The organism is Sphingobacterium composti (genome assembly GCF_009829075.1).
Classification (GTDB): domain Bacteria; phylum Bacteroidota; class Bacteroidia; order Sphingobacteriales; family Sphingobacteriaceae; genus Sphingobacterium; species Sphingobacterium composti.
In genome coordinates this window covers 50,855-76,064 of the sequence record NZ_WUQZ01000007.1, presented here as the reverse complement: position 1 = coordinate 76,064, position 25,210 = coordinate 50,855, and the positions used below count along the sequence as shown (strand labels likewise).

At 36.9% G+C, this 25,210-nt stretch carries 20 protein-coding genes; 4 read left to right on the top strand and 16 right to left on the bottom strand.

What is annotated here, in order from left to right; all coding sequences use genetic code 11:
• Window position 1: 1 nt before the first annotated feature.
• Window positions 2–1,414: a DUF4374 domain-containing protein gene (locus GOQ17_RS06830; protein WP_159636540.1), complete on the bottom strand. Its 1,413-nt coding sequence runs from the start codon at window positions 1,412–1,414 to the stop codon at window positions 2–4.
• Window positions 1,415–1,420: 6 nt separating this feature from the next.
• Window positions 1,421–3,898 carry a TonB-dependent receptor gene (locus tag GOQ17_RS06825; protein ID WP_159636539.1) on the bottom strand — a complete coding sequence of 826 codons (2,478 nt, stop codon included), beginning with the start codon at window positions 3,896–3,898 and terminating at the stop codon, window positions 1,421–1,423.
• Between the two features lie 92 nt (window positions 3,899–3,990).
• Between GOQ17_RS06825 and GOQ17_RS06820 the strand changes: the two genes are divergently transcribed.
• Window positions 3,991–4,941 (top strand): helix-turn-helix transcriptional regulator, encoded by a 951-nt coding sequence (locus GOQ17_RS06820; RefSeq protein ID WP_159636537.1) that lies wholly within the window; start codon window positions 3,991–3,993, stop codon window positions 4,939–4,941.
• Between the two features lie 51 nt (window positions 4,942–4,992).
• On the opposite strand, the gene GOQ17_RS06815 is transcribed toward GOQ17_RS06820, so the two are convergent.
• The 3 genes from GOQ17_RS06815 to GOQ17_RS06805 all read right to left on the bottom strand — a co-directional run bounded on the left by GOQ17_RS06815 (window position 4,993) and on the right by GOQ17_RS06805 (window position 10,830).
• Window positions 4,993–7,452, bottom strand: a complete 2,460-nt coding sequence (locus tag GOQ17_RS06815; protein ID WP_159636536.1) for a TonB-dependent siderophore receptor — start codon at window positions 7,450–7,452, stop codon at window positions 4,993–4,995.
• Window positions 7,453–7,620: 168 nt separating this feature from the next.
• Window positions 7,621–9,543: a glucosamine-6-phosphate deaminase gene (nagB, locus tag GOQ17_RS06810; RefSeq protein ID WP_159636535.1), complete on the bottom strand. Its 1,923-nt coding sequence runs from the start codon at window positions 9,541–9,543 to the stop codon at window positions 7,621–7,623.
• 126 nt (window positions 9,544–9,669) lie between these two features.
• Entirely contained in the window at window positions 9,670–10,830 is a 1,161-nt protein-coding gene (locus GOQ17_RS06805; protein ID WP_159636534.1) for a methionine aminotransferase, read from the bottom strand.
• 65 nt (window positions 10,831–10,895) lie between these two features.
• On the opposite strand from GOQ17_RS06805, the gene GOQ17_RS06800 reads away from it, so the two are divergent.
• On the top strand, window positions 10,896–11,564 hold the full coding sequence (locus GOQ17_RS06800) for a TlpA family protein disulfide reductase (RefSeq protein ID WP_159636533.1): 669 nt from the start codon (window positions 10,896–10,898) through the stop codon (window positions 11,562–11,564).
• 51 nt (window positions 11,565–11,615) lie between these two features.
• On the opposite strand, the gene radA is transcribed toward GOQ17_RS06800, so the two are convergent.
• Window positions 11,616–13,001: a DNA repair protein RadA gene (gene radA / locus GOQ17_RS06795; RefSeq protein WP_159636531.1), complete on the bottom strand. Its 1,386-nt coding sequence runs from the start codon at window positions 12,999–13,001 to the stop codon at window positions 11,616–11,618.
• Window positions 13,002–13,165: 164 nt separating this feature from the next.
• Between radA and GOQ17_RS06790 the strand changes: the two genes are divergently transcribed.
• Complete coding sequence (locus GOQ17_RS06790; RefSeq protein WP_159636530.1) at window positions 13,166–13,666, top strand: ecotin; 501 nt, start codon at window positions 13,166–13,168, stop codon at window positions 13,664–13,666.
• 176 nt (window positions 13,667–13,842) lie between these two features.
• On the opposite strand, the gene typA is transcribed toward GOQ17_RS06790, so the two are convergent.
• The 3 genes from typA to GOQ17_RS06775 form a co-directional block, all read right to left on the bottom strand.
• The gene (typA, locus tag GOQ17_RS06785; protein ID WP_159636529.1) at window positions 13,843–15,648 is read right to left on the bottom strand and encodes a translational GTPase TypA; all 1,806 of its coding nucleotides are present in this window, start codon (window positions 15,646–15,648) and stop codon (window positions 13,843–13,845) included.
• Between the two features lie 170 nt (window positions 15,649–15,818).
• Entirely contained in the window at window positions 15,819–17,009 is a 1,191-nt protein-coding gene (gene kbl, locus GOQ17_RS06780; RefSeq protein WP_159636528.1) for a glycine C-acetyltransferase, read from the bottom strand.
• 144 nt (window positions 17,010–17,153) lie between these two features.
• Complete coding sequence (locus GOQ17_RS06775; protein ID WP_159636527.1) at window positions 17,154–17,582, bottom strand: DUF2147 domain-containing protein; 429 nt, start codon at window positions 17,580–17,582, stop codon at window positions 17,154–17,156.
• A gap of 162 nt (window positions 17,583–17,744) precedes the next feature.
• On the opposite strand from GOQ17_RS06775, the gene GOQ17_RS06770 reads away from it, so the two are divergent.
• The gene (locus GOQ17_RS06770) at window positions 17,745–18,092 is read left to right on the top strand and encodes a phage holin family protein (RefSeq protein WP_159636525.1); all 348 of its coding nucleotides are present in this window, start codon (window positions 17,745–17,747) and stop codon (window positions 18,090–18,092) included.
• A 58-nt stretch (window positions 18,093–18,150) separates the two neighbouring features.
• Here GOQ17_RS06770 and GOQ17_RS06765 read toward each other — a convergent pair whose 3' ends face one another.
• From GOQ17_RS06765 to GOQ17_RS06735, 7 genes are all read right to left on the bottom strand, one after another.
• Entirely contained in the window at window positions 18,151–19,560 is a 1,410-nt protein-coding gene (locus GOQ17_RS06765; RefSeq protein ID WP_159636524.1) for an aldehyde dehydrogenase family protein, read from the bottom strand.
• Window positions 19,561–19,565: 5 nt separating this feature from the next.
• Entirely contained in the window at window positions 19,566–20,315 is a 750-nt protein-coding gene (locus tag GOQ17_RS06760) for an aspartate/glutamate racemase family protein (protein ID WP_159636523.1), read from the bottom strand.
• Between the two features lie 10 nt (window positions 20,316–20,325).
• Window positions 20,326–21,429 (bottom strand): serine hydrolase domain-containing protein, encoded by a 1,104-nt coding sequence (locus GOQ17_RS06755; protein ID WP_159636522.1) that lies wholly within the window; start codon window positions 21,427–21,429, stop codon window positions 20,326–20,328.
• Entirely contained in the window at window positions 21,398–22,585 is a 1,188-nt protein-coding gene (locus GOQ17_RS06750; RefSeq protein ID WP_159636521.1) for a DmpA family aminopeptidase, read from the bottom strand. The genes GOQ17_RS06755 and GOQ17_RS06750 overlap by 32 nt, the downstream gene beginning before the upstream one ends.
• 156 nt (window positions 22,586–22,741) lie before the next feature.
• Complete coding sequence (locus GOQ17_RS06745; protein ID WP_159636519.1) at window positions 22,742–23,155, bottom strand: hypothetical protein; 414 nt, start codon at window positions 23,153–23,155, stop codon at window positions 22,742–22,744.
• A 199-nt stretch (window positions 23,156–23,354) separates the two neighbouring features.
• Window positions 23,355–24,449, bottom strand: coding sequence for an ImmA/IrrE family metallo-endopeptidase (locus GOQ17_RS06740; protein WP_159636518.1), 1,095 nt, complete (start codon window positions 24,447–24,449; stop codon window positions 23,355–23,357).
• 13 nt (window positions 24,450–24,462) lie between these two features.
• On the bottom strand, window positions 24,463–24,726 hold the full coding sequence (locus GOQ17_RS06735; RefSeq protein WP_236537084.1) for a type II toxin-antitoxin system RelE/ParE family toxin: 264 nt from the start codon (window positions 24,724–24,726) through the stop codon (window positions 24,463–24,465).
• Window positions 24,727–25,210: the final 484 nt, after the last annotated feature.

Sequence of the window (25,210 nt, the reverse complement as noted above, 5' to 3'; positions counted from 1 at the left end):
CTTAATATGCTCCAATATAGAAGCTACCTGATTGGTTTTTCAATTTTGCTCCTTTTGTTATTGATTTAGTTTTGTAGTTGATGATGTAAAGATTTCCGTCTAATCCATTTGGAGTCATCGGAACATATACATTGTCGCCATAAACACCAATGTTTTGGAATTGACCAAATGTACCTACTAAAGCAGTAATACCAGTGGCTGTGTTTGCTGAGCGACCGCTGAATCCGATATTAGTTTCTTGTTCTGTAGACAATTTTGTTGCTGTCTTCGCTTTCAAATCAACTAATGCCAAGTAACCACCATCAGTACCTGTTATTGTATATAATACCAATCCAATATCGTCTTTGATTAATCTCCAAGCTCTAATTGCAATATTAGCTGATGAACCTAATGCGATTTTTAAATCAAAGTTGTACGAATCATCATAGGTATTCGAGCTCGATGAAATTTTTAATATTTGAGAACCTCCAGTTGCAGTGGCTTGGTAAATGTCACCGTTAGAACCAATCCATTGTGTCATTGTACGGTAGGAGTGGTTGTTTGTTTTGCTAACACCAGAATAAATTAATTTAGGATTAGCTAGGCTTGGATAATCAACAACTAAAGTAGCTGTTCCTAAATCTCTACCAGAATTATTTGTTGCCCAAGTCTGAACTCCATTGTCATTAACTGTTGATTTCTTAGATAAATCAATCTTTGTTAAGTTGCAACCTATAAGTACTTTGTTTTTAGCTGCATTTAAAACAGGAACATCAATACGTCCAATTTGATATCCAGCTTTAGTTTGCGCTTCTGTCAATGGAATGGTAAATTCTGTTTGGCGTAATATTGTAGGATTATCTAAATCTAATGCTAAGATTTTTGCTGTACTTTTTACATCTACGAAATCAGCACCAGCACCTTCAGAACTTCCTTGTACTTGTGCAGAAGCATATACCCCAACACCAATTCCATTTGCTGCAATTACCCAGCGAGGAGCACTTCCTAATATAGGTTCTGTATTCACTTCTTCGCGTGTGTCAATAAAGTTTTTACCACCTTGTACATGATATTTGTTGAAAATACCACCATCATCACCTGTGTATTGTATGTTGTATAAGAAGTTTCCGTTTGGAGAACCTTGCACACGTGCAGTACGTTGCGAACGTAAAGTATAGCCATTTGCAAAGACATTTGCTTCAAAATTTGGGTTCTCCGCATCAGCTAATGAAATAGCCAAAGCTCTCGTACCTCCATTCCCAGCTTCGCCACTAGCATCTGGAAATGCGCCTGTTAAGGTTATAAATTGTCTTGCACCCAAATCTGGTCCTGTAATAAAATTAGGCCCATCATCATTTGTTTTTTCACAGCTAGTAAGAGTTCCTATAGCTACAGCAGTACCGCAGATTAGTGTTCTAAATATATTATTTCTCATCGTTTATTATTTAAAATTATTTATTGTATAGTTTAATTTTACGTAAAATGCTCTTCCTGGTTTTTGTACACCGAAGTTGTCGTATACTTCAGAATTGAAAATGTTTTTGCTATCCAGACTGACTATAACATTAGATTTAGGGAATCTATAGTTCACACCTATATCATGTGTGAATTGCGTTGGTGTTGTAAACCAATCCGAATCGTACCAAATAGTTTTGAATGGCGCGACATAGCCCATGTTGTAATAAACATTTACAACAGATTTTTTTTGTACAAGGTTATTTATACGATATTGCACGTTTGCATTCATCGTAAAAAATGGCTCATTAGGTACTTGCAAATTATAGAGCGAGTGAGGATTTCCCCAATCATCATTTTTTACTTTAAATAAGGAATTGAATTTCGATAAGTTGAAAACTGCATTTAACTTATTATCGTATATATAATTTAGTTCTGTTTCAAAACCTACAGCCTGTGTTTTTTCTAAATTCACGAACTGTGTGACTTGGATATCTTCTATTTGATTTTCACGTCCTGGTAATACCTCTTCCGTTCTTGTCTGTTGTATGATTTTATCATATCCATTTCTCCAAAAGAAGTTTCCATATAAGGAAAGTTTATGTTTCTCAACATTTGATATAGTATATCGAGCGCCTAAATTGTAATTGACTGCCAACTCGGGTAAAATATTCTCATTTGGCAATAAGTTCTCTTCTGGCGAACCAAAAATGTGTCGCTCAGTAGGCATTATAAAAGATTTTTCAGCGGAAACAATTAAGAAACCATTTTTAATTGCCTCATATGACGCTGTTCCTCCAAAACCACTATTATCACGTGTGGTCTTTTTGTTATTGTAAATCATCTGTCCATTAGCTTCGCTAACCGGAATATTTTGAACAGTATTATATATACCATATTTCCCAAAAAAATTAGTTCTTAATTTTCCGCCAAATGTTTCGGCTTCATAATTTAAAGCGAAAATATTGTTACTCACATCATTTTGAGTAATCCACTTACTTCTATCAGGTCTTAGTAAATCTTTGTCATCTCTAGTGGTAGATTCGTATTTGTGGTTCAAAGAAAGTTTGTGACCCGAGTAAAGCATGTAAGATAGATTTGAACGGATATTTGTGATGGTACGGTCAATATCAGAAATCACTGCCTCTCCCTGTTGGCCACGTCCTACTTCATGCGGATAGGGAAGTACCTCGCCTTGGCTATTGGGTGGAGCAAGCATTAATTCTAATTCATATGAATTACTGCCTTCTTTAGCCCAGTTGTATTTTTGACTAACAGTGTCCTGTAGGTAAGTATTTCTATAACTTCTTGCAGCATTAACATTCAGAGATAAACCATCAACAAAAAGATTCCTTTTGTTATAATTTAAATTTAAAACATGTGCTTGATATTCATTGAAACGCCCTTTATATGCACGAGTCATTGTCAATCCATGTGGAATATCCTTGTACGAATCAGAAACATTGTAACCAATAAAGAATTGGTCAGCCCAGTTCACATCTGTAAAACCAAACTCAAATCGTCCGCCAACAGTTTCGAATTTGTCATTTGGTCTTCGGGTTTTGTTGTATCTAAGTGTATTTCCTCCCGATGTTGTGTACTTAGAGAATTTACCCCACATTTCGTAGTTATTGTCCGAATGACTATAAAATCCAGATACGCGTGTTGTAAAGCCTGATTTCTGATTGCGATACATGCCCGAAATATCAGCGCGGTACGTATTGAATGAGCCGTAAGAAACTGCAGCGGTAATATTATTAGCAGAAGCATCTTTTTTCATCACCACATTGATAGCTCCACCAATATAATTGCCTGATAAATGTGAAGGAAGTACACCTTTATATACCTCAATACGTTCAATCATGGCAGGTGGAATATTATTCAGGTTGAATGAAGAGCCATATGTAGATATTTCTAATCCGTCCAAAAAGATGCCAATAGTACTTCCCGACATACCGTTTAAGTTGTATTCGATTGGTGATCCTTCACCGCCGTTTTGACGAACTCGTACACCTACAGCTCTGTCTAGTAATTCATTTGTCGTAAGATTACGGAGAGAAGCCTCTTTAGTCTCGATGACAGCTACCGCAAATCCTGAAGTTTCTAGTTCTTTCTTCGCAGTTTTACGCTCTATACGAACTTCATCTATAGAAAATCCTCCTTTTTCGTCGATATGAATATGTAGGTCAGGATAGTTTTTATTAACGTTCAACTGCAAGACTTTGCTTTCTATTTCTATAGATGAGATTACAACTTTATACTTTCCAGCTGGGACATTTTTAAATTCGTAAAGTCCGTTTTCATCTGTCACAGCGATTAGATTAGTTCCTTCTAGTTTAATAGTGACATGCGAAACAGGTTGACCATTTTCTTTATGTACTTTGCCTTTTACAAAATGATTTTGCTGAGCTACAGCAGCAACTTGTATAACTAAGAAAATGATTAGCAAGAAAATATTTTTCATTATATCAGATTAATCTTGTAATTTCGAACACTCTTTAGAACAAGTCTAAATAAATATTACGATGCAAATGTAGATTTAATCTAAATAACAAAATGACGCAATCGGGAGATAATATTATACAATCGGAAAATAATAGAGAAGATGTTGGGCATATGCAAAATATGCTACAGCAATTTCATCTTGATTTGCATTATTTGTTGTTGAAGAAAGAAGGTGCTGTACATATTTCATCGCCCCTCAATGGATTTCTAAATGTTCTTTTGCTTAGAAATAATGATAATTGTATATGCCCATATTTTATTAATCACAGTTCTTTTGTAATTCGAGGAGGCGAGAATGTCATACATCCAGTATCAGAAGGAGATATTTTTGAATGGAAAAATATTTACGAACATAATGTTGGCTTAATAATATTCATTCCTCAAGGGTATATAGAAGAATTTCACCTAAAACTAAAACAGAATAACACACGATTTAAAGATGGATTATTGACTTCTAGTGATAACAGGATGCAATTGTTACAGAGTCAATTGCTCGAACTTTATCATCAACCATCTTTACTCATTCAGCTTAAAATTCAGTCAATCTTAATAGAAATCATTGCCCATCAAATTGATGGTCTGATGGTGGAAAATGAAAGCCAGCAGGTAATCACCGTCAAAAGTCATTACGATAAGATTATGTTGGCAAAGAAAATGATTGATGCCGATGTATCAAAGAATTTCACAATTGCTGAATTGGCAAAAGAAGTAGGTACGAATGAGCAGTATTTAAAGAAGTATTTTAAAGAATATTTCGGAAAAACAGTATCTACTTACATTACCGAGCGCAAGATGACTTATGCGAAGGAGTTGATTGTTTCGGGAGAATATCGTGTTGTGGATGTTGCACGCATGACTGGTTACAAGCATTCAACACATTTCACTACAGCATTTAAGAAGTATTTTGGATTTATCCCCAACTCTCTACGCTACACCTATTTAATTGCACATAGTGCCTCGCAAGTTCTAGCTGATATAGAAGGTTTTATCACCATATTATAAAACATAAAGCTTCACATTTTTTGTGAAGCTTTATGTTTTTACTGACTTACTCTAAAACTTATAGGATATAGTAGTTATAAAATTTCGTGGAGGAATTGGGTTTACCGAGTAATTCTCGTGAATGTAATAACTCAACTCGTCCGTAATGTTGGCTACTTTAGCTAGAATGCTGAATCTCTTGGCTTCATATCCTAAGGATAAATCAATAGTTGTAAATGGGTCAACAGGAATTAATCTATTTACACCATCACGTACGTTAATTTTGCTATTGTTCCATCCTGCATTTCTTTTACCAGTATAAAAGGCTGATGCACCAATTTTGAAACCTTTGAAACCACCTTCTTGTACCGTATAGAAAGTTGTCATATTTCCAGTATGTGCAGTCGTTCCAACCAAACGAACACCTTCTTCACTTCCCGATGCTTCAGCTTGTTTGCCATCTACAGCGGTGTATGAATAGATTCCCATAGTTTCTTTGTAGCGCATATAATTGTACGCATAACCACCCAATATTTCCAATCCTGGCAACAATCTTCCGGTAACATCTAGTTCAACACCTTCCGACGATGTCTTGCCTGTGAATTCTTTCATATTAGTGTCACCATTGGCACTTCCATTAGCAGTGACAATAGCCATTTGTGTAAATTTATTATTATCAATGCGATATGCAGTTAGGTTGGCTGATAATTTCCCATGCATAAAGTCATTTTTGATACCAGCTTCATAATGGTCTACTAACGATGGCGCTAACGGTTGGAAGTTTATGTCGTACCCGCTATTTGTTATAAAATTATTGGTATAACTCGCATAAATGGATGATGTGGCTGTTGGCTGATAGATTAAGGCAAACTTAGGTGACCACGCTTTATCTATTTTGGCGCCTAATTCATTGCCTTTGGCATCTTTGTTTACAGCCTCCTCTTTCAATCCTGTTTTATAAGTGTATTTCTCCGAATAAGGAGTACGTTGATAAGTATACCTTACTCCAGCTAATACTTTGAATTTATCTGTCAAGGAAATCAAATCCTGAACAAACGCACCATATCTGTTAATATCAGTTTTGGTCCACGTGTTTTTTTCTGCAAGAGGAATATCTTGACGACCAGCTACGAGTTTGAAAACATCAATTTGGTCATAAGCTGTACTCGGTGTGTTAGGATTTGACAGATTTGCAAAAATATTGTAAGCATACGCTTTAGTCGAAGATTGGTCAGCATCTCCACCAAACAATAATTGATGTTGAAGACCGCCAGTATTAAAATGACCTGTCAAATTTATTTGTTGGTTTTTAGTAAATTCCTCCGTAGCACTTCTACTTAATGCACGCGGTGCCAGACCTTGTGCATTTGCTTGGATTCTGTCCGAACCATAATAGTTACGAAGATAATTTTGAATACCTGCCACTAATGAAATTTTCCAATTATCATTAAAGTTATGGTCGAAGGATACGTTTCCGTTAGTCGAATTTGTCTTATTGAATGCTCCATTTACATTTAAAAAAGTTCCTCTCCCCACGGCGTCATTGATTTTGCCCTCTACAGAACCAATTCCAAAATCTGGAGTATAATCTGATTTTAGATAATCGAAATTAAAGTTTAATTCCGTGCGGTCAGATATTTTGTACAATACCGAAGGATTGATATATACTCTTTCTGATTTGACGACATCGCGGTAACTGTTGGCTGATTCGCCAGTTCCAATAAATCGAAAAGCTACTTTATTAGACAAAGGACCATAGATATCCAATGTCGGTTTGTACGTATCCCAAGAGCCATATCGGAATGATACTTCGCCACCCGTGTGAAATTGAGGCTTCTTTGTTACCAAATTTACCACTGCACCACCTGTCACGCCACCATAAAGTAGAGCAGCAGAACCTTTCAATATTTCTACCGATTCCAATGTGCTGGCTTCAATACGTCCTCCATTGTTTGTACGAATACCATTTTTGAAGATATTATTTCCGCCTAAACTGTAACCTCTAGCGAAGAAATTCTCTCCTACACCACCACGGTTTGCACCTAGCGCTATACCATTTGCGTTTTTTAAGGCGTCGCCCAATGTATTAATCTGCTGGTCAGAAATTACTTGCTTGTTAATAATTTGAACAGATTGCGGCAGGTCTTTGTTATCAATGCCCGATTTTGCAACACCAACTTTCTTATTATTTATGGTGTTATATCCGAAGACTTCTACTTGGTCGATTTCGTTGTCCGATTTGATAAGTGTAATAGTCTTTAAATCTGTTATTTCTCCATCAGGATTTATTTGTAATGTTTGTCGACGATAACCTATACCTGACAGGTCAATAGCAAAAGCGTCTTTTTGAGGAATGTACAGTTGAAACAAACCTTTGCTATCCGACTGGGTCAGTTTGTTTCCGCTTTTAATCGTGATATTGGGTAATTCTTTCCCTTGATTGTCTACAAGTTTGCCTTTTATTGTAGTTTGGGCATGTACTAAGGTGCCGATTGTCATGGAAGCTGCGAGCGCAAAATATATCTTTTTCATTTTATTTAAACTAATTCTAAACTAGAGCAAATGTAAAGGAGGATGAAGCATGAAAAAATAAATAATCGGATAAAAAGTTTAACAATCGGAAAAAAACAAAAGAAAATATAGCGTCAAGAAAAAAGCCGTTCAATTATTTGAACGGCTTTCCTATATATAATTGACTTATTAGTCAAATTTCCATCTTACAAAAGCTTCGATAGCTTCGTAATCTGCTAAACCTAATTGACGGTAAAGTCCAGCAGTGTACGTAGTTCTGTCTTCAGCACGCACCCAGAATTCACGTGGATCGTCACCTGGGAATACAGGAAGATCTTTTTGTGATTGGTGTTTGAAGATAGCCAAACGTTTACGTTTTACTTCTTGTGGAGAAAGAGGAACAGCCATCTCGATTTCGTGCATTGGGAATTCGTACCAAGCACCACGGTATAACCACAACCAACAATCTTTAGCCCATTCTTCAGTCGCGCGCAATCTTGTCAACGCTTCTAAGATAATATCAAAACATACTTTGTGTGTACCGTGTGGATCGTGGAAGTCACCAGCAGCAAATACTTGATGCGGTTTTACTTGTCGCATCAACTCCATTGTTTGTTGGATATCGTCTTCAAAAGAAACGTCTTTCGAGAATTTTTGACGATCGTAGAACGGCAAATCTTGGAAGTGAATATTCTCGTCAGGTAAACCTACGAAACGAGCTCCAGCGATAGCTTCACCTTTACGGATATAAGCTTTCACCTTGCGGATGATTTCTGGATCGATTTCTTTAGGTTGTTTTTTCGCGAAATAAGCATTAGATTCATTGTATAACGATTCTAATTTAGAAGTATCATCGCCTAATTCTTTTGTAATATCAGTTGCGAATTCTAAGAATCTTCTAGCATCATCATCCCATACCGCATTGTTACCTGAAGTTTGGTAAGCAACGTGTACATTGTGACCTTGATCTGCTAAGCGAATGAACGTACCACCCATGGAGATTACGTCATCATCAGGGTGTGGAGAGAACAAGATCGCATTTTTGCGCGCTGGTTCTGCACGTTCAGGACGATTAGAATCATCAACACCTGGTTTACCACCTGGCCAACCTGTGATTGTACGTTGTAATTCGTTGAAAATTCTGATATTGATGTTGTAAGCTGGTCCTTTCGTCGTCGAAAGACTAGCCATACCGTTGTTGTTATAATCGTCGTCCGTTAATTTTAAAATTGCTTTGTTCAATTTTAATGATAACCAAACTACCGCTTTCTTGATTAAACTATCAGTCCATTCTACATCATGCGCTAACCAAGGTGTATCAAAGCGTGTCAATAAACAAGCCGCTCCTTCATCTAAGATGAATTCTACATTGTCCGAAAGTTGTAAGAATGTAGCAGGGATATCAGAAGAGATTTCGCCTTCAACAGCTTTCTTAACGATTTCAGCTTTTTTCTCATTCCAAGCCATCAAGATAATCTCTCTAGCTTTGAAGATCGTACCTACGCCCATTGTGATTGCTTTGGTAGGCACATTTTCTTTACCTCCAAAATCATGAGAGGCATCACGACGTGTCAAATCGTCCAGAGTTACGATACGCGTTCCTGAGTTTGGTGCAGAACCAGGTTCGTTGAAACCGATGTGTCCAGTACGACCAATACCCAAAATCTGAATATCTAATCCACCCAAATTAGAAATCTTTTGCTCGTAAGCTTCGCAGAATGCTTGAACTTGATCTTCTGCCAATGTTCCATCAGGGATATTGATATTCTCGCGAGGGATATCTACATGATCAAATAAGTTTTTGTTCATGAAGACAACATAACTTTGAGCAGCTGTAGGTTGCATTGGATAATATTCATCCAAGTTGAAAGTAACTACATTTTTGAAGCTCAATCCTTCTTCTTTGTGAAGACGTACTAACTCCTTGTACACTTTGATCGGAGTAGCACCTGTCGCTAATCCTAAAACAGCTGTTTCGCCATTAGCTTGCTTCTCTTTGATGATAGAAGCAATACGATTTGCAACTTGAATCGAAGCAACGTCTTGATTTGGGTATACCTTTACGGGTACTTTTTCAAAACGTGTTTCCTCTAATAAATTTAATCTTGCCATTTATGAGGTGTATATATATGATAAATCGTGAATTGCAAATTTAACAATAAAAAGCCCGTGTTAATAAATAAAAAGGCAAATAATTAATATTTGATAAAAAATATATTAAGTCAATCCGTTGCGTACTTAAATATTTCGTAGATTTTGTAAGGCGAGCTTAAGCGTACCTTCTTTTTTAGCAAAACAAATACGTAAAAGATTCTGGTTTAAACTGTTTGTGTAAAACGCAGAAACGGGAATAGTAGCTACTTTATTTTCTATGGTAAGTTTCTCCGCAAAATTTAATTCTTGCTCTTGGGTAATTGCACTATAATCCACCAATAGAAAATAGGTGCCTTCACACGGCAATACCTTAAATGGTGTAGCCTTTAGCTCTTCTATTACAAAGTCTCTCTTCTGCTCAAATAATGGAGCTAACGTGCTATAATAAAGGGGATCATCCAGGTATTCCGCTACCGCATATTGTATGGGTGTATTGACGGAGAATACATTGAACTGGTGGATTTTTCGAAATTCAGAGGTTAACAATGGATTTGTTATGACATAGCCCATTTTCCAACCCGTAGCATGTAGCACTTTACCAAATGATGCCACCACAAATGCGCGCTGTCTAAGTATATCTGATTGCAGTACAGAAATATGCTGTTTACCATCAAAGACCAAATGTTCGTATACTTCATCGCTTAGAATATAAACGCCCGTTCCTTCTATTATATTTTCCAACGCTTTGATGTCATCTTGGGACAAGATCCTTCCAGTAGGGTTGTTGGGATTATTAATAATAATCAGTTTTGTACGTTCCGTAATCTTTGCTTTTACATCATTCCAATCAATAGCAAAGTTCGGGGCACAAAGTTCAATTGGAACAACTTTGCCCCCAAAAGATTGTATGCTGGGGCTGTAAGAATCATACGCGGGTTCAAAAGTTATGACCTCATCGCCCGGATGTATCAAAGTGCCAATCACCGAATACAATCCTTCTGTTCCTCCAGCTGTGATGGTAATTTCTTCGCTAGGATCCACAGCTATTTTATAGTAATGCTTATATTTCTCGCTAATCGCTTTTCGAAGTTCAATAGTGCCAGGCATGGGCGCATATTGATTAAACCCTTGCTGCATATATTTAGTCACAAGTGCAGTTAGTTTTGGATCTATATCAAAGTCAGGAAATCCCTGAGATAAGTTAATCGCTTGATGCTGTTGTGCGAGGAGCGACATTTTTGAAAAAATACTTACTGTAGAGTTTGGTAGCTTAGATTTGAAATTGCTTTGAAAACTTTGTGTCATTTTTGATTTTATTACTATACTAAAGTAGTAGATTATTTTATATTTGAACAATAAATCTCACTGGAATGAAAAAAATACTATTAATATTCGCATTTATTTTCCCTGTATTATTATTTGCACAGACTAAGGAAGAAAAGATAAAGCAGATATTGGAAAATCCAAAAGATCCAAATGTGCTTCAACTTATTCAACGTCTAGATACGTACAATCCGGATTATAAGGAAATGCGTACATATTTTAAAAAGCTGGATAAAAAAGTTCGAAAATCCACTCAAGGAAAGATTTTTGATAGGTACTTGAAAGCATTGGAAAATTCATCTGTAGGAAAAAAAGCGCCTGGTATTACACAATTTGACCCTGCAGGAAACGTTTATTCGCTCCAAGATTTGAAAGGTCAATATGTATTGGTGGATTTTTGGGCATCATGGTGTCCACCATGTCGTGAAGAGAATCCAAAATTGGTAGCGATTTACAATGATTTTAAACACAAGAATTTTGAGATTCTAGGCGTGTCATTTGACAAGGATATTAATGCGTGGAAGAAAGCCATTGAAGATGATAAATTGACTTGGAAGCATATATCTGATCTACAACATTGGAATAATGGCGCTGCAGGAGTCTACGGTATCAAAGCTATTCCACAAAATGTCTTAGTCGATCCTAACGGAATTATTATTGCTCGCAATTTGCACGGCGATGATTTGAAAAAGAAATTGGAAGAGGTGTTGAGGTAAAGACAAGCTGTTATTAAAAGAAAAGTGCATTTAATTAAATGCACTTTTCTTTTACCCAAACAATGCCCTAAAGATATCTTCTAATTTTGCTACTGGTCGGATTGCGATATTGTATTTCTTCGCGTCGAGTCCTTTGGTATTGTGTTTTGGAATAAAAATTCCTTCAAAACCCAATTTCTCGGCTTCTGCGATACGTTGCTCAATGCGGTTTACTGCACGTATTTCACCAGATAATCCTACTTCACCCGCAAAAGTAATATTTGTTGGCAAAGCGATATCTTGTTGTGAAGAGATAATAGCTGCGATGACAGCCAAATCTATCGCTGGATCTTCTACACGTAAACCTCCTGTAATATTTAAAAACACATCTTGTGCACTCAAACGAAAGCCAAAACGTTTTTCCAAAACGGCTAAAAGCATGTTCAATCTTTTGGTGTCAAAACCTGTAGAACTACGTTGTGGTGTGCCAAATGCTGAATTTCCGACCAAAGCCTGTACTTCAATCATCAAAGGACGAATACCTTCTAACATCGTGGCAATTGCTACACCACTTGTCGGTTCTTCGCGTTGGGAAATCATGATTTCCGAAGGATTCGAAACTTCGCGTAATCCCGAACCTTGCATTTCGTAAATGCCAAGTTCAGACGAAGAACCAAATCTGTTCTTCACGGCACGTAAGATGCGGTACACGTGATGACGATCGCCTTCAAATTGAAGAACCGTATCCACCATATGTTCCAAGACTTTTGGTCCTGCTATCGAACCATCTTTGGTGATGTGTCCAACAATAAAAACAGGCACATTACTTTCTTTAGCATAACGTAACAGTTCAGCCGTACATTCACGAACTTGTGACACAGAGCCTGGCGCAGATTCTATTTGTTGCGAATGTAACGTTTGGATAGAATCAATGACGACTAAGTTCGGCTCAACGGATTCTGCTTGTTTGAATATATTTTGCGTAGAAGTTTCTGTTAAGATGTAACAGTTAGCTTTTGACTGTTGTGAAAGTCGTTCAGCACGCATTTTAATTTGCTGTTCGCTTTCTTCTCCAGAAATGTACAAAACCTTTATTTGCGGTATAGAAAGCGCTAATTGCAACATCAATGTGGACTTGCCTATTCCAGGTTCGCCACCAATTAACACGAGCGATCCAGGAACAATTCCTCCTCCTAATACACGATTCAGTTCTTTATCAGGCGTAATGATGCGCTGTTCTTCGGCATAGACTATTTCATGAATAATGGCTGCCTTATTCTGTCTTTTGGAAGATGAACTGATCGTGGTACTTCTCCATTCGGGTACGCGTGAAGATGCTGGAGCGACGATTTCTTCCACAAAAGTATTCCACTGTTTGCATGAAGGACATTGTCCCAACCATTTCGGAGATTCATTGCCGCAGGATTGACAGAAATATGCTGATTTTGATTTTGCCATTAAGCGAAATTAATAAAAATTGCTGGTAGACAAAGTATAGATTTCCTGCGGTGAGTAACAAGAAATTAAGTGCACTTGTTAAATAATGTTAAAAACAACTAATTTTGGGCGCCCACTGTAATCTTTTGTCTTTTGTTATCGTCTTATAATAAAAGAAAGAAATTATGAAACAGAATAGAATTAAATTTTTAGGCTTATTAGTGGCATTTATCACATTCACAGTTCAAGTAATGGCGCAGCAAGTGATTACAAAACAAGATCTATCTATATTTCCAAAGCCTGAGGCAGGATATAAAAAAGTAGTAATTGAAGTCCCCCACTCAGATAAGGATAATAAAAAGAAGATAGAATTTTCGGTAGGCAAATGGATGGAAGTAGATGGCTGTAACTTCTTTAATTTGCAAGGTACTTTGGAGACTAAAGATCTACAAGGTTGGGGATACAACTATTATGTGTTCAAAACAAATGGTCAAGTAACTTCTACGATGATGGGTTGTCCTGATGCGGAGAAGAGGAATCTTTTCGTAACGGCTCAACCCGAAATTGTGCGTTATAACGGTAAATTACCGATTGTGATTTATGTTCCTGAGGGATATGATGTCCAATTCAAGATATACAAAGCAGAAGAGGATACATATTGGGCTGCTGAGGAAATTAGTAAGTAGTGCCTACTAAATTATACACACCATATCGACCGTAGGGAGGAGATATCTAAATTTTGTTGAAAGCTAATGTTTCTCTATTGTTTAGATTGCTTCGTCCCTCCCAATGACGGAAGGATATAAAAGATAAAGCCTCGAATCATTGATTCGAGGCTTTATCTTTTATATACATTCCAATATTATTGGAATTTTTTAGCATTTACTTTACGCTCATTTTCTGTTAAGTATATCTTACGCAAACGCATAGATTGAGGAGTAACCTCGATATATTCGTCAGCTTGAATGTATTCCATACACTCTTCCAAAGAGAACTTAATAGCTGGAGCGATACGAGTGTTATCATCTGAACCAGATGCACGCATATTTGTCAATTGCTTACCTTTTGTAACATTGATTGTTAAATCGTTATCACGGATGTGCTCACCCAAGATCTGTCCTTCGTAAACTTCCACTCCTGGATCAACGAAGAATTTACCACGGTCTTGTAATTTATCAATAGAATAAGCTGTTGTAGAACCTGTATCTAAAGAAATCAATACACCATGTAAACGACCTGGAATAGTTCCTTTCCAAGGCTCGTAACCTTTTAGACGGTGTGCCATTACAGCTTCACCTGCTGTAGCTGTCAATACGTTGTTACGTAAACCGATGATACCACGTGAAGGGATAGAGAATTCTAAGTGTTGCATTTCGCCTTTAGATTCCATGATTAATAACTCCCCTTTACGTTGTGTTACTAATTCAATAACCTTACCAGCTACATCACCCGGTACATCAACTACCAATTCTTCGATAGGTTCACATTTTTGACCGTCGATTTCTTTTAAGATTACTTGAGGTTGACCTACTTGCAATTCGTAACCTTCGCGACGCATAGTCTCGATTAATACGGACAAGTGAAGGATACCACGACCATATACTAACCAAGCATCAGGAGATTCTGTAGGCACTACACGTAATGCTAAGTTTTTCTCTAATTCTTTTTGTAAACGGTCATAAATATTACGAGATGTTACCAATTTACCCTCTTTACCAAAGAAAGGAGAGTTATTGATGGTGAACAGCATGTTCATTGTTGGCTCATCAATGCTGATAACTTCTAATTGTTCTGGATTTTCAAAATCAGCGATAGTATCACCAATATCAAAACCTTCGATTCCCACCACTGCAGTGATATCACCTGCGTGTACTTCTGACACTTTGATACGACCTAAACCTTCGAATACTTGCAATTCTTTAACACGAGATTTTACAATTTTGCCATCACGTTTCATTAACGAAACAGGTTGGTTTTCTTTAATTGTTCCACGTGCTACACGACCGATAGCGATACGGCCTACAAATGTAGAGTAGTCTAATGAAGTAACTTGCATCTGTAAAGTACCTTCTGATACTTTAGGTGCAGGGATATGTTCTACGATAGCTTCTAATAATGGAGTGAAATCTTCAGAAGGGTTTTTCCAATCTTTAGACATCCATCCTTGTTTAGATGAACCGTACAATACTGGGAAGTCTAATTGTTCTTCAGTAGCACCTAAGTTGAAGAATAAGTCAAATACATTTTCGTAAACTTCGTCAGGACGACAGTTTTCTTTATCAACTTTGTTTACCACTACGATAGGTTTGATACCTAATGCTAAAGCTTTACCTGTTACGAAACGAGTTTGAGGCATTGGACCTTCGAAAGCATCTACTAAAAGTACAACTCCGTCAGCCATTTTCAATACACGTTCTACTTCACCACCGAAATCGGCGTGACCAGGGGTGTCGATAATATTGATTTTAACGTCTTTGTATTTAACGGATACGTTTTTAGAAACGATTGTAATACCACGCTCACGCTCCAAATCATTGTTGTCCAGGATTAATTCTCCTGAATTTTCATTTTCTCTGAATTGATTTGTAAAGTGTAAGATTTTATCGACTAGGGTAGTTTTACCGTGGTCAACGTGTGCGATAATCGCGATATTTCTGATTTTTTGCATTGAGCGATAATGTATTATATATAAAATTTGAGGTGCAAAGATAATTATTTTGGACCTCAAATTTTAGTATTTTCAATATTATTTTTTCATCTTTTCAATTTCATTTTCAAATAGTTAAGATAGAAATATCGAAAAAAGCATTCTTATGTGATTTAAATCAATATTATGTCTTAATTAATCACACCTAATTCTTTACCAACTTTGGTAAATGCAGCAATAGCTTTATCCAAATGTGCAATGTCGTGTCCAGCGGAAATTTGCGTACGAATACGTGCTTTGCCTTGAGGAACAACAGGGTAGTAGAAACCAATGACATAGATTCCTTCTTGTAGCATTTTAGCCGCGAATACTTGCGCTAATTTGGCATCATACAACATTACTGGTACGATAGGATGGAAACCAGGTTTGATATCAAAACCAACTTCTGTCATTTTCTCGCGGAAATATTTCGTATTAGATTCTAATTTATCACGTAATTCGGTTGTTTCACTCAACATATCTAATACGGCTACTGATGCGCCTGCGATTGCTGGAGCCAATGTATTTGAAAATAAGTATGGACGAGAGCGCTGACGCAACATATCAATAATTTCTTTTTTACCAGAAGTAAAACCACCTGAAGCACCACCTAAAGCTTTGCCTAGTGTTCCAGTAATGATATCTACACGGTCAATTACATTAAACAATTCGTGTGTTCCACGACCTGTTTTGCCAATAAAACCTGAACAGTGAGACTCATCAATCATCACCAATGCTTCGTATTTGTCAGCTAAGTCACAGATTTTGTCCAAAGGAGCAACCGAACCATCCATAGAGAAAGCGCCATCTGTCACAATGATTCTATGTCTAGCGCCAGCAGCAGCTTTCAACTGAACTTCTAAATCCTCCATGTCACAGTTTTTGTAACGGAAGCGCTGCGCTTTACACAAACGAACACCATCGATAATTGAGGCATGGTTCAATTCATCTGAAATAATAGCATCTTCTGCACCTAATAAAGGTTCGAATACTCCTCCATTCGCATCAAATGCAGCAGCGTACAAAATAGTATCTTCTGTGCCTAAGAATTTAGACAATTTTGCTTCTAATTCTTTGTGAATATCTTGTGTACCACAGATAAAGCGTACTGATGACATGCCATAACCATGCGTGTCGATTGCTTTTTTAGCAGCTTCGATTACTTTAGGGTGTGAAGAAAGACCTAGATAATTGTTCGCACAAAAATTAATTACTTCTTGACCAGTACTGACTTTGATGTCTGCACCTTGTGGCGTGGTGATAATACGCTCTTCTTTATATAATCCAGCTTCTTTAATCGCTGCTAACTCTTTTTCTAGTGCAGGCTTCAATGTTTTATACATAGTATATGAAATTAAGTATGAACTACTTTTACAAAGATAATATAATTCCCTACTCCAAATTTGTGAAATCGTTTGTGTGATTTTAAATAAAGAAGGTGACAAATAGTTTTGTCACCTTAATCCAGTAATATGGGATGTTTTTGTTTATTTAGTTATTGTCCAAGTTTGGGTTCGCCCAATAAGTGAAAACCCTAAATATCCACGTACATTTAATTTGTCTCCATCGCGTGTGATCGTACATTTGTAAGTTTTTCCACTTTTTGGATCAGTGATATTACCTCCAGTGAATTCCTTACCATCTTTCTTCAATCCTCGAATTATTTCCAAACTTAACAAAGGCTTATTCTTGCGATCATCCTTACAGTTTACACAGTTTTCATTCTCGGGTTTTTGTAGCAACTTTACAATTTTTCCATAATATTTACCATCGGATTTTTTAAATATTTCTACGATAGACTTTGCTTGTCCGGACTCATCATCGATTGTCATCCATTTGCCCAATATATCGTTAGACTGCGCTTGCGCGAAAAATGCGAACAGTAGTATGCAGCATGTTATAAGTGTCTTTTTCATAATTTTCCCTAATTAGTATATGTAAATATAAAAAAATAAAAATTATGCAAGCATAGTATATTTATTTATATGTAGATTTTTATGGTCTAAAACATTTTGTCTTGGCATTACTTTTGAGTTTGAAAACTAGAAATTAACTTGATTTTAAATAAATTTGGCATTATGAGATTCATTATTTCTTTACTTCTTACTGGCTTAGTCGTTGCAGTAGCGGCGTATTTAGTTCCAGGTGCTCAAGTAGCAGGTTTTGGTTGGGCAATTATAACAGGCTTAGTAATAGGCTTGGTTAATGCTTTAGTTGGCGGACTTTTAAGACTATTCACTTTCCCGCTAAACTGGCTTACCTTTGGATTAATTTCCTTTATTATTACTGTATTGATGGTGATGTTGAGTGATTCCTTATTGGGGTCTAAGTTTGATGTGGGAGGCTTTTGGAATGCTACCTTATTTGCTATTGTCGTGGCAGTATTAGAAATGATTATTGGTAAAGTTGGAGGCGACGAAAAATAATATAATTACTATAAAACTACACTCATGTCCCTTTGTGCTTTGGCTCAAGGGACTTTTTTTAGAAAATCTTTTTGATGAGATTAAGGACTTGTTTAGTCTTACTATTGTAGGGATACCAAAAGAACTTACTCATCGGAAAAAAGTTTGCTCTCAGAACCGCGCGTTCATGAGAGAAAGATTTGAAGCCATACAAACCTAAAGATTGTCCTATTCCAGAATTATTGACACCGCCAAAAGGTAAATTTGGATGCATAATATGTAGCATAGCGTCATTTATCGTAGTTCCTCCAGCAGTCGTGTTATTCAATATATAATCAACGTATTCCCTTTGCTTGCTAAAGACATATAGCGCCAAAGGTTTTTCCTTCTCTGCTACAAATTTTAAAGCTTCGTTTACATCTGTGTAATAAATAATTGGGAGAATGGGGCCGAAGATTTCATCTTGCATAATCTTCGCATTCTGAGGAAAGTTTTTTAGAACCGTAGGATGAATAAATAAAGTGCTTTTATCATGCTCACCTTTCACCACCCATTCTGTCTGCGTATTTTCAAGCTCATCAAAATATCCCAATAACCTATCATATTGCTTTTGATTAATGATACGTGCCAGATCTTTACTCTCTATAGCCTTATCCCCAAAAGCATTTTTAATTTCTTCTTTTAATGCTGCATCAAATTCTTTTTCAATAGCTTTATCTACAAGCAAATAATCTGGCGCAATGCAAGTTTGTCCCATATTGATAAATTTTGCCCAGATGAGATTGCGTACAACTTCCTTAATATTGATGTTTTTATCAATAAAAACAGGACTTTTACCACCTAATTCTAAAGTAATATCGGTAAGATGTTTTGCTGCAGCCTTCATAATAATCTTACCCACAGTCGGAGAACCTGTAAAATGGATATGGTCGAATTTTTGATTGAGCAAATGTGTGGTTTCTTCCACCGCTCCATCGATGACTGCCACGTGATTTGGTTCAAATATGTCCGAAAGAATATCCTTAATCACTTGATTGATGTGCGGTGTAAATTCGGAAAGCTTTAAAATAGTGGTGTTTCCAGCGGCTACACTTGCGACCAAATGCACAATCGGAAGCTGAAAAGGATAATTCCATGGCGTAATGATCAACGTATTTCCTTTGGGTTCGTAAATCAACTTAGCGGAAGTCGTGGCGAATATTAGAGAGGATCCTACAGACTTTGGTCTAGCCCACTTTCTTAGATTCTTGATAAGATGATTTATTTCTAGAATGCTGGCTAAGATTTCTGTAGTTTCTGTTTCTATAAAGGATTTTCGGAAATCTTTGTAAATAGCTTCCTTGATTTGATCTTCTTTATTTAGAATTAGAGACTTGAGCCTTTTGAGTAAATTGACTCTTTCATCAATTGATATATTCTTTGCATGATCTTTAAATGCAACTTGTGTTCTGTATATTTCATCTAAGAAGTCAAATTTTCTATCCTCCATATCTATTATTCAAGTGATTTTAGCTTTTCAGGAGCTATATATTCTATCAATGCTCTGGCCAAAATTCTGTTTGGATCAACTGTCGGTATTCCAAAATAAGATTTTTCCGTCAAAGCTAAAGGTAGTTCAGTACAAGCTAAAACAATTACTTGTGCACCTTGTTTTTGCAGAACCGAAATTGCCTGATTTAAGTTTTCTGTTGCTTTGGCAGTCACGGGTGAGGAACATGCTTTGATGCCATATTGCTCGTTATATATCGCCTCATGGACAAGCGGTTGGAGTTCATCATCAGGTGCAATATTCGCTATGCCAAAATTCGATAAAATATCGGTGTACAATCGCGTGTCTCGAGTTCCTGTCGTACTCAATACACCCACCATTTGGTCGGGATAATTTGCTTTGATAAATTTTGCAGTCTCTTCTACAATATGTAGAAGCTTAATCTTTATGTTTGAATTTTCGATTTGTTTGGTGATAACATCAAAAATAGCGGGAGCATGTGCTGTATTGCACGGAATGGCAGCAACTTCCGCACCTGCATCCTCTAATTCGTGAATGATTTTCGATAAGGCATATCCAGGGTTTTCATTCGACTTTTTGAGTAAAAATGCTGTTCTGTCTGCAATGTGATGCGGTTGAGACGAGAGGATAACAGGAAGGTGTTCCTGATCTTTCGTTGCAATCGTTTCTTCAATGATTTTTTTAAATATATCTAATCCTGCTAACGGACCAACACCTCCTACAATTCCTATCATTATTTTCTAATTAATCTAATTCACCTAATCGCCAATCGTAAGCCCAGAACGTCTGCTTGTTGTCCAAAAGCAACTGCATTATCTTCTTCATCGCAGGAAAGCCTTCGTCTGTATTCATAAACGCAACTAACGTTTCTTTGGTGGCTGGGTAGGTAATAAAAAAACAGCGAAAGCCTGGGTTAGAGCCTGTATGCCAATAGGCTGTACCTTTTTCGTTGATTTGCATTCTGGAGATCAATGCACATGGAACATGCTTGTCCGTCGGGTCAATCTCTTTGCCTTTTTTGGCTTCTGCGGATCTCTCCAATAATAAGTTGTGTGTGGATTTTTTTAATCCAAATCCTTCAAAAAAGACTTTCTGCACAAATTTTGTGTAATCTTCCGCTGTGGTGTAAAGTGTATAAGCCGCATTTGTTTTAGCGTATTTGCCCAATCTTCGTGGTTTTTCTAATGAATAGTGACCATAGGCAGCATTCGATTCTAGAGTATCATTCCAGACTATATTACTGTATTTTAAACCCAAGGGTTGTAATACTTCTTCCTCTACCAGAGCTTGAAAAGATTTTTTGGTGATATGTTCTAAAGTCTCTTGCAGAAAATAAAATCCTTCACCCGAATACATATAATCTGTTCCAGGTTCAAACTGTAAAGTCAATGGTGTTGCGCGCCATGTCGCAGAAGGGACATCTCCTTCCCAATTCAGCAATCCTGTGCGATGTGTGAGCACCATTCGAGCTGTTATTTTTTCGGCTCCAGTAGTGTTGGTTAATCTATCGTAGCTGTAATAGCTTAATAAAGGCTTGTCTAATTCAATAACACCTTTATCGAGTAAGCGAAAAAATGTATAAGCAGCGACAACTTTTGTTAATGATGCGGCTTGAAACCTCGTGTGCTTGTCTACCGCATCAGCTGTATCAAACCTCTTTGTACCATGTGTATACACCTGCATCTTACTCCCCTTGGCGTAAGCAATCTGCATTCCCGGAATTCCGACTTCTTTAGAAATTTCTCTAAGCCTGTCTTCTTTGGATTGCGCTTTAGTGACATTAATGCTGCCTAAGATAAACAGCAAAACAAGAAAATTACTTCGAAATAGCTTTTGGCAATTTATCATGATTCAATGCGTTGTATTTCTTCAAAATTTCCAAAGTCTCTTTGATAGGCAATGCTTTCACTGTACGGTTGTTTATTCCTGTCATATCTTCTGCCATAAACATCGAATTCAACAAGGCTTCTTCCGTGGCTTCCCAAACCGCCATAAATAATGCGGAGAGCTCGTCATTATGCACATCCTTCACGTCCATTTCAATTTGATTTTTGTTGTTGTAAGGCACGCGAACTGCTGGATTTGTAGAGAAAGCAATAGAATAATCGCCAGAACCATTAGAAGAAAATCCGCCAACATTACCAAAGGAAATGTATGAACGCTTGGCAAGTCTTTCGAGATTGCGCGAAGACAGAGGCGCGTCAGTAGCTATGATAATCATGCACGAGCCGTCGGCTTTGTAGGGCTCTTTTTTCTCCATCATATAGAAGTTTTGAAGCTCCCTTCCGACAGGTGCACCATTGATTTGCAATACGCCTCCGAAATTGGATTGCACCAACACACCAACGGTATAGCCACCTTTGGAAGCAGGTAACTTGCGTGATGCTGTCCCGATCCCGCCTTTGAATCCTAATGTTTCCGTACCAACACCAGCTCCGACATTTCCTTCGGCTACAGGACCTGAAGTGGCTTTAGTCAAACTTTGTAATACATGTTCAGCTTGTACATGACGACCACGAATATCATTAAGTCCGCCATCATTCGTTTCACCGATAACAGAATTAACAGAACGCACACGCTCGTTTCCCGGAAGTTTGATCATGTAATCTATAAGTGCATCCGCAACTTTAGGTGCATTGAGCGTATTGGTCAATAGGATAGGGGTTTCAATATTTCCCAATTCTTGGATCTGCGAAATACCCATCATCTTTCCGAAACCGTTACCAACATATACCGCAGCAGCTACTTTATCTTGAAAAATATTCCCTTCGTGCGGGATAATAGCTGTTACACCTGTGCGGACATTATCAGCCTGAATAACGGTGGTATGGCCAACTTTTACACCCGGAACATCCGTAATGGCATTCCACTTTCCAGTAGGGAGTATACCTGTTGTGATACCCAATTCGCGGGCACGACTTCTTTTTTCTTGTGCAAAGGTTTTTGAATCCAAAAATGTGCTGCAGCCAATAGCCAAGCACAAAGCATAGGTAAGTATTTTCATAGTTCGTTTTAAAACGTCTTGAAAATACTAAAAGAACTTAAGAAGGGAAAACTATATTTTAAAAGATTTGAAGAATAAATATTATATCTTTTACTTTTTAGGGAGTTGTGCAACAGTTACCGATGTTAGCTATAGTGTGATTTTTTACTTATATTTTTAAACAATATTTTTCAGAATTTCTTTATTGTTTTCGTTTATTGATATAGCAAAATCGTTAAGTATTTCAAGTTCATTTTCATGTTTATTGAAATACGAATAAAAATGATTTTCTTTTATTTTTTCAATCAATTTACTGTTATAAGTTTTTTTTACTCTAACATTTTTAATCATTTTAGAGTCAATTAAAACTTCAATTTTTTTCCGGTTTTTTCTAGGTAATCCAATGACTGGAATCTTTTCGTGTCCCATTCCTCCATATTCAGGAATTAAATAAACTTTTGCTCCAGCTCGAAAATGTTTTGTTCCGCTTTTAATATCCTTATTTTCTCCGTAAAAATGTTCATCTATTATGTTTCCAACAAGTAAATATCTAAATACAATTTCCGTTTTATTTTCTTCGTAAACTTTCATTGGCGCATTTTTTCGGATTGCAGGCAACGGTTTGGGTATTGCCGAAGGAGGGGGATTATAGCACTAAAGTTCATTATAATTACTTTTGTTAAGCTTTTCAATAACTTACAATCGAAGCCATTCAGCCACGCTTTTGGGAATACGATGTTACAGGCTGGTATTGTATCTTTCTCATTATCTGTAATCCGATAGCTTATAGTCAATTATCTAAAAATTCAAGTTTCACAAAAAAGTCTCTACCTTGAGCATAATGCAATAATTTTTTTTTATGGAAACGACCAATAATCATTGCAGGATGCGTATTGAATTTTTTGGCAAATTCTTGAATGCTTTCAATTGTTAATGGAACAGAATCTAATACTTCTTCTTCCTGCTCATTTGAAAACGTCCATTCCACAGCAAAGTCGTTTGCCTCGGCTTCTTTTTGTAAATCTGCTTCCGAATATTCAATATCTTCTAAGAAAATATCCTTTTTCCCGTGCAGAATTATATGTCCTGCTTCGTGAAAGAAAGTAAACCAAAAGCGGTCATTCTGTTTGTATCTGCCTGTTAATTGTATCAACGGATTGTCGTCTATCCAACGGGTTGCTCCACTTAAAGGTGCTTTTTTGATACAAGGCGTATAAACCACCTTTACGCCACAAGCCAGACATAGTTGTTGCAGTTGTTCGAAAAAATCATCAGGCTGTGTGGACATTAAGGTTTTAATTTCTTTTAATGCTTTTTTGAACTTCGCTTCTGAATATTCTCCACAATATAATTGGCTGGCCTGTATTTCACCTTGCCTTATCCAAGCAGAAATTGCATAGGGTTCTCTAGTATGTGCCAACGAAATACGGAAAGCTACTTTCAGTTGTTGGTTAAAAAAATAATCTTTCCAAGCATCGGGTGAGCTAACTCCAAAAAAATGAAATAATTCTGCTACTTTTTCTTCTGCTTTTGTTCTAGCGTTCAGCCATCCGCACTTTACCATATCGGTAAAAGGGAAACACTTTGCCCAATCTTTGGCTTCTTCAATAGCCAATGTTCTTTTTTCTCGCGCTTTGTATTCGTCAAATCTGTATTGTTTTTTTAACCAAAAGTCAGCAGGGATTTTTAATACACTTTCAAAGAGAACCGCCATTTCGGGTGTGATGGAACTATCGCCTTTAAGAATGGCAATAATCGTCTTCTCAGGTTTGCCGGTACGGATAGCAAACTCTTTGGGTCCCATTTTCAGCTCCTCCAATTTCTCTGCCAGGGTTTCGCCCGGATGGAATGCTATGTCTGTATAAAATTCGTTTACAGTTGCCATAATTGCTGTTTTTTTAATGGTAATCTACTATTTCGATAATCTCTACACCTACAATTTCAAACCAAATGTATTGACCGTCTTCATTAGTGGGTATAGGGTTTTCTTGCGGTATAAAAATAAGGCGATAGGGATGGTCTAAGTCACAAGCCCATTGACCTTTGCGTGTTTCCTTAAGCTCGTGATACCTACCGGGTAAGTGTCTTACATCTTCCAGCGTTTCGGCATCACGTAAATCAGTCAACCTTTTTAAAAAGAGCGTGGCTCTTCTTGCGCCCATTTCCTGCTTACACTTTCGCGGGTCGTTGGCTAATTTCCTTAATTTCTTATCGTCAAATTTTATGTCCACTGCAAAGGTATTATTTATATTTTTAATTTACACTAAATGTAAGTTATTTTATTTTTTATATAAAAAAATTATTGTTTGTAATTACGGCATTCGTTGAATACTAGGTAGTGTAGTTGCATTTAACATTATTTTTATAGTAGCGTACTAATTTAATATTTTATAGTCTCGTACTTCGGTAATTTGTTGTCTTCAGTAACGTAGATATTTGCACGATCGCCCTACGCTTGCCCATAACATCATTATATACACAATATAAGCTGTTTTCTTACAAGTATAAAAATGTTTGTATGAAATTGTCTATTAGGCTATTATATAATCGAAGTAAATAGCGCATTCTTAATAAATCTACCAAGAATAATGTATAAATTTATTAAAAATTCGCTATGTAATTTTATAAGAAATCAGCTGCCGAAGC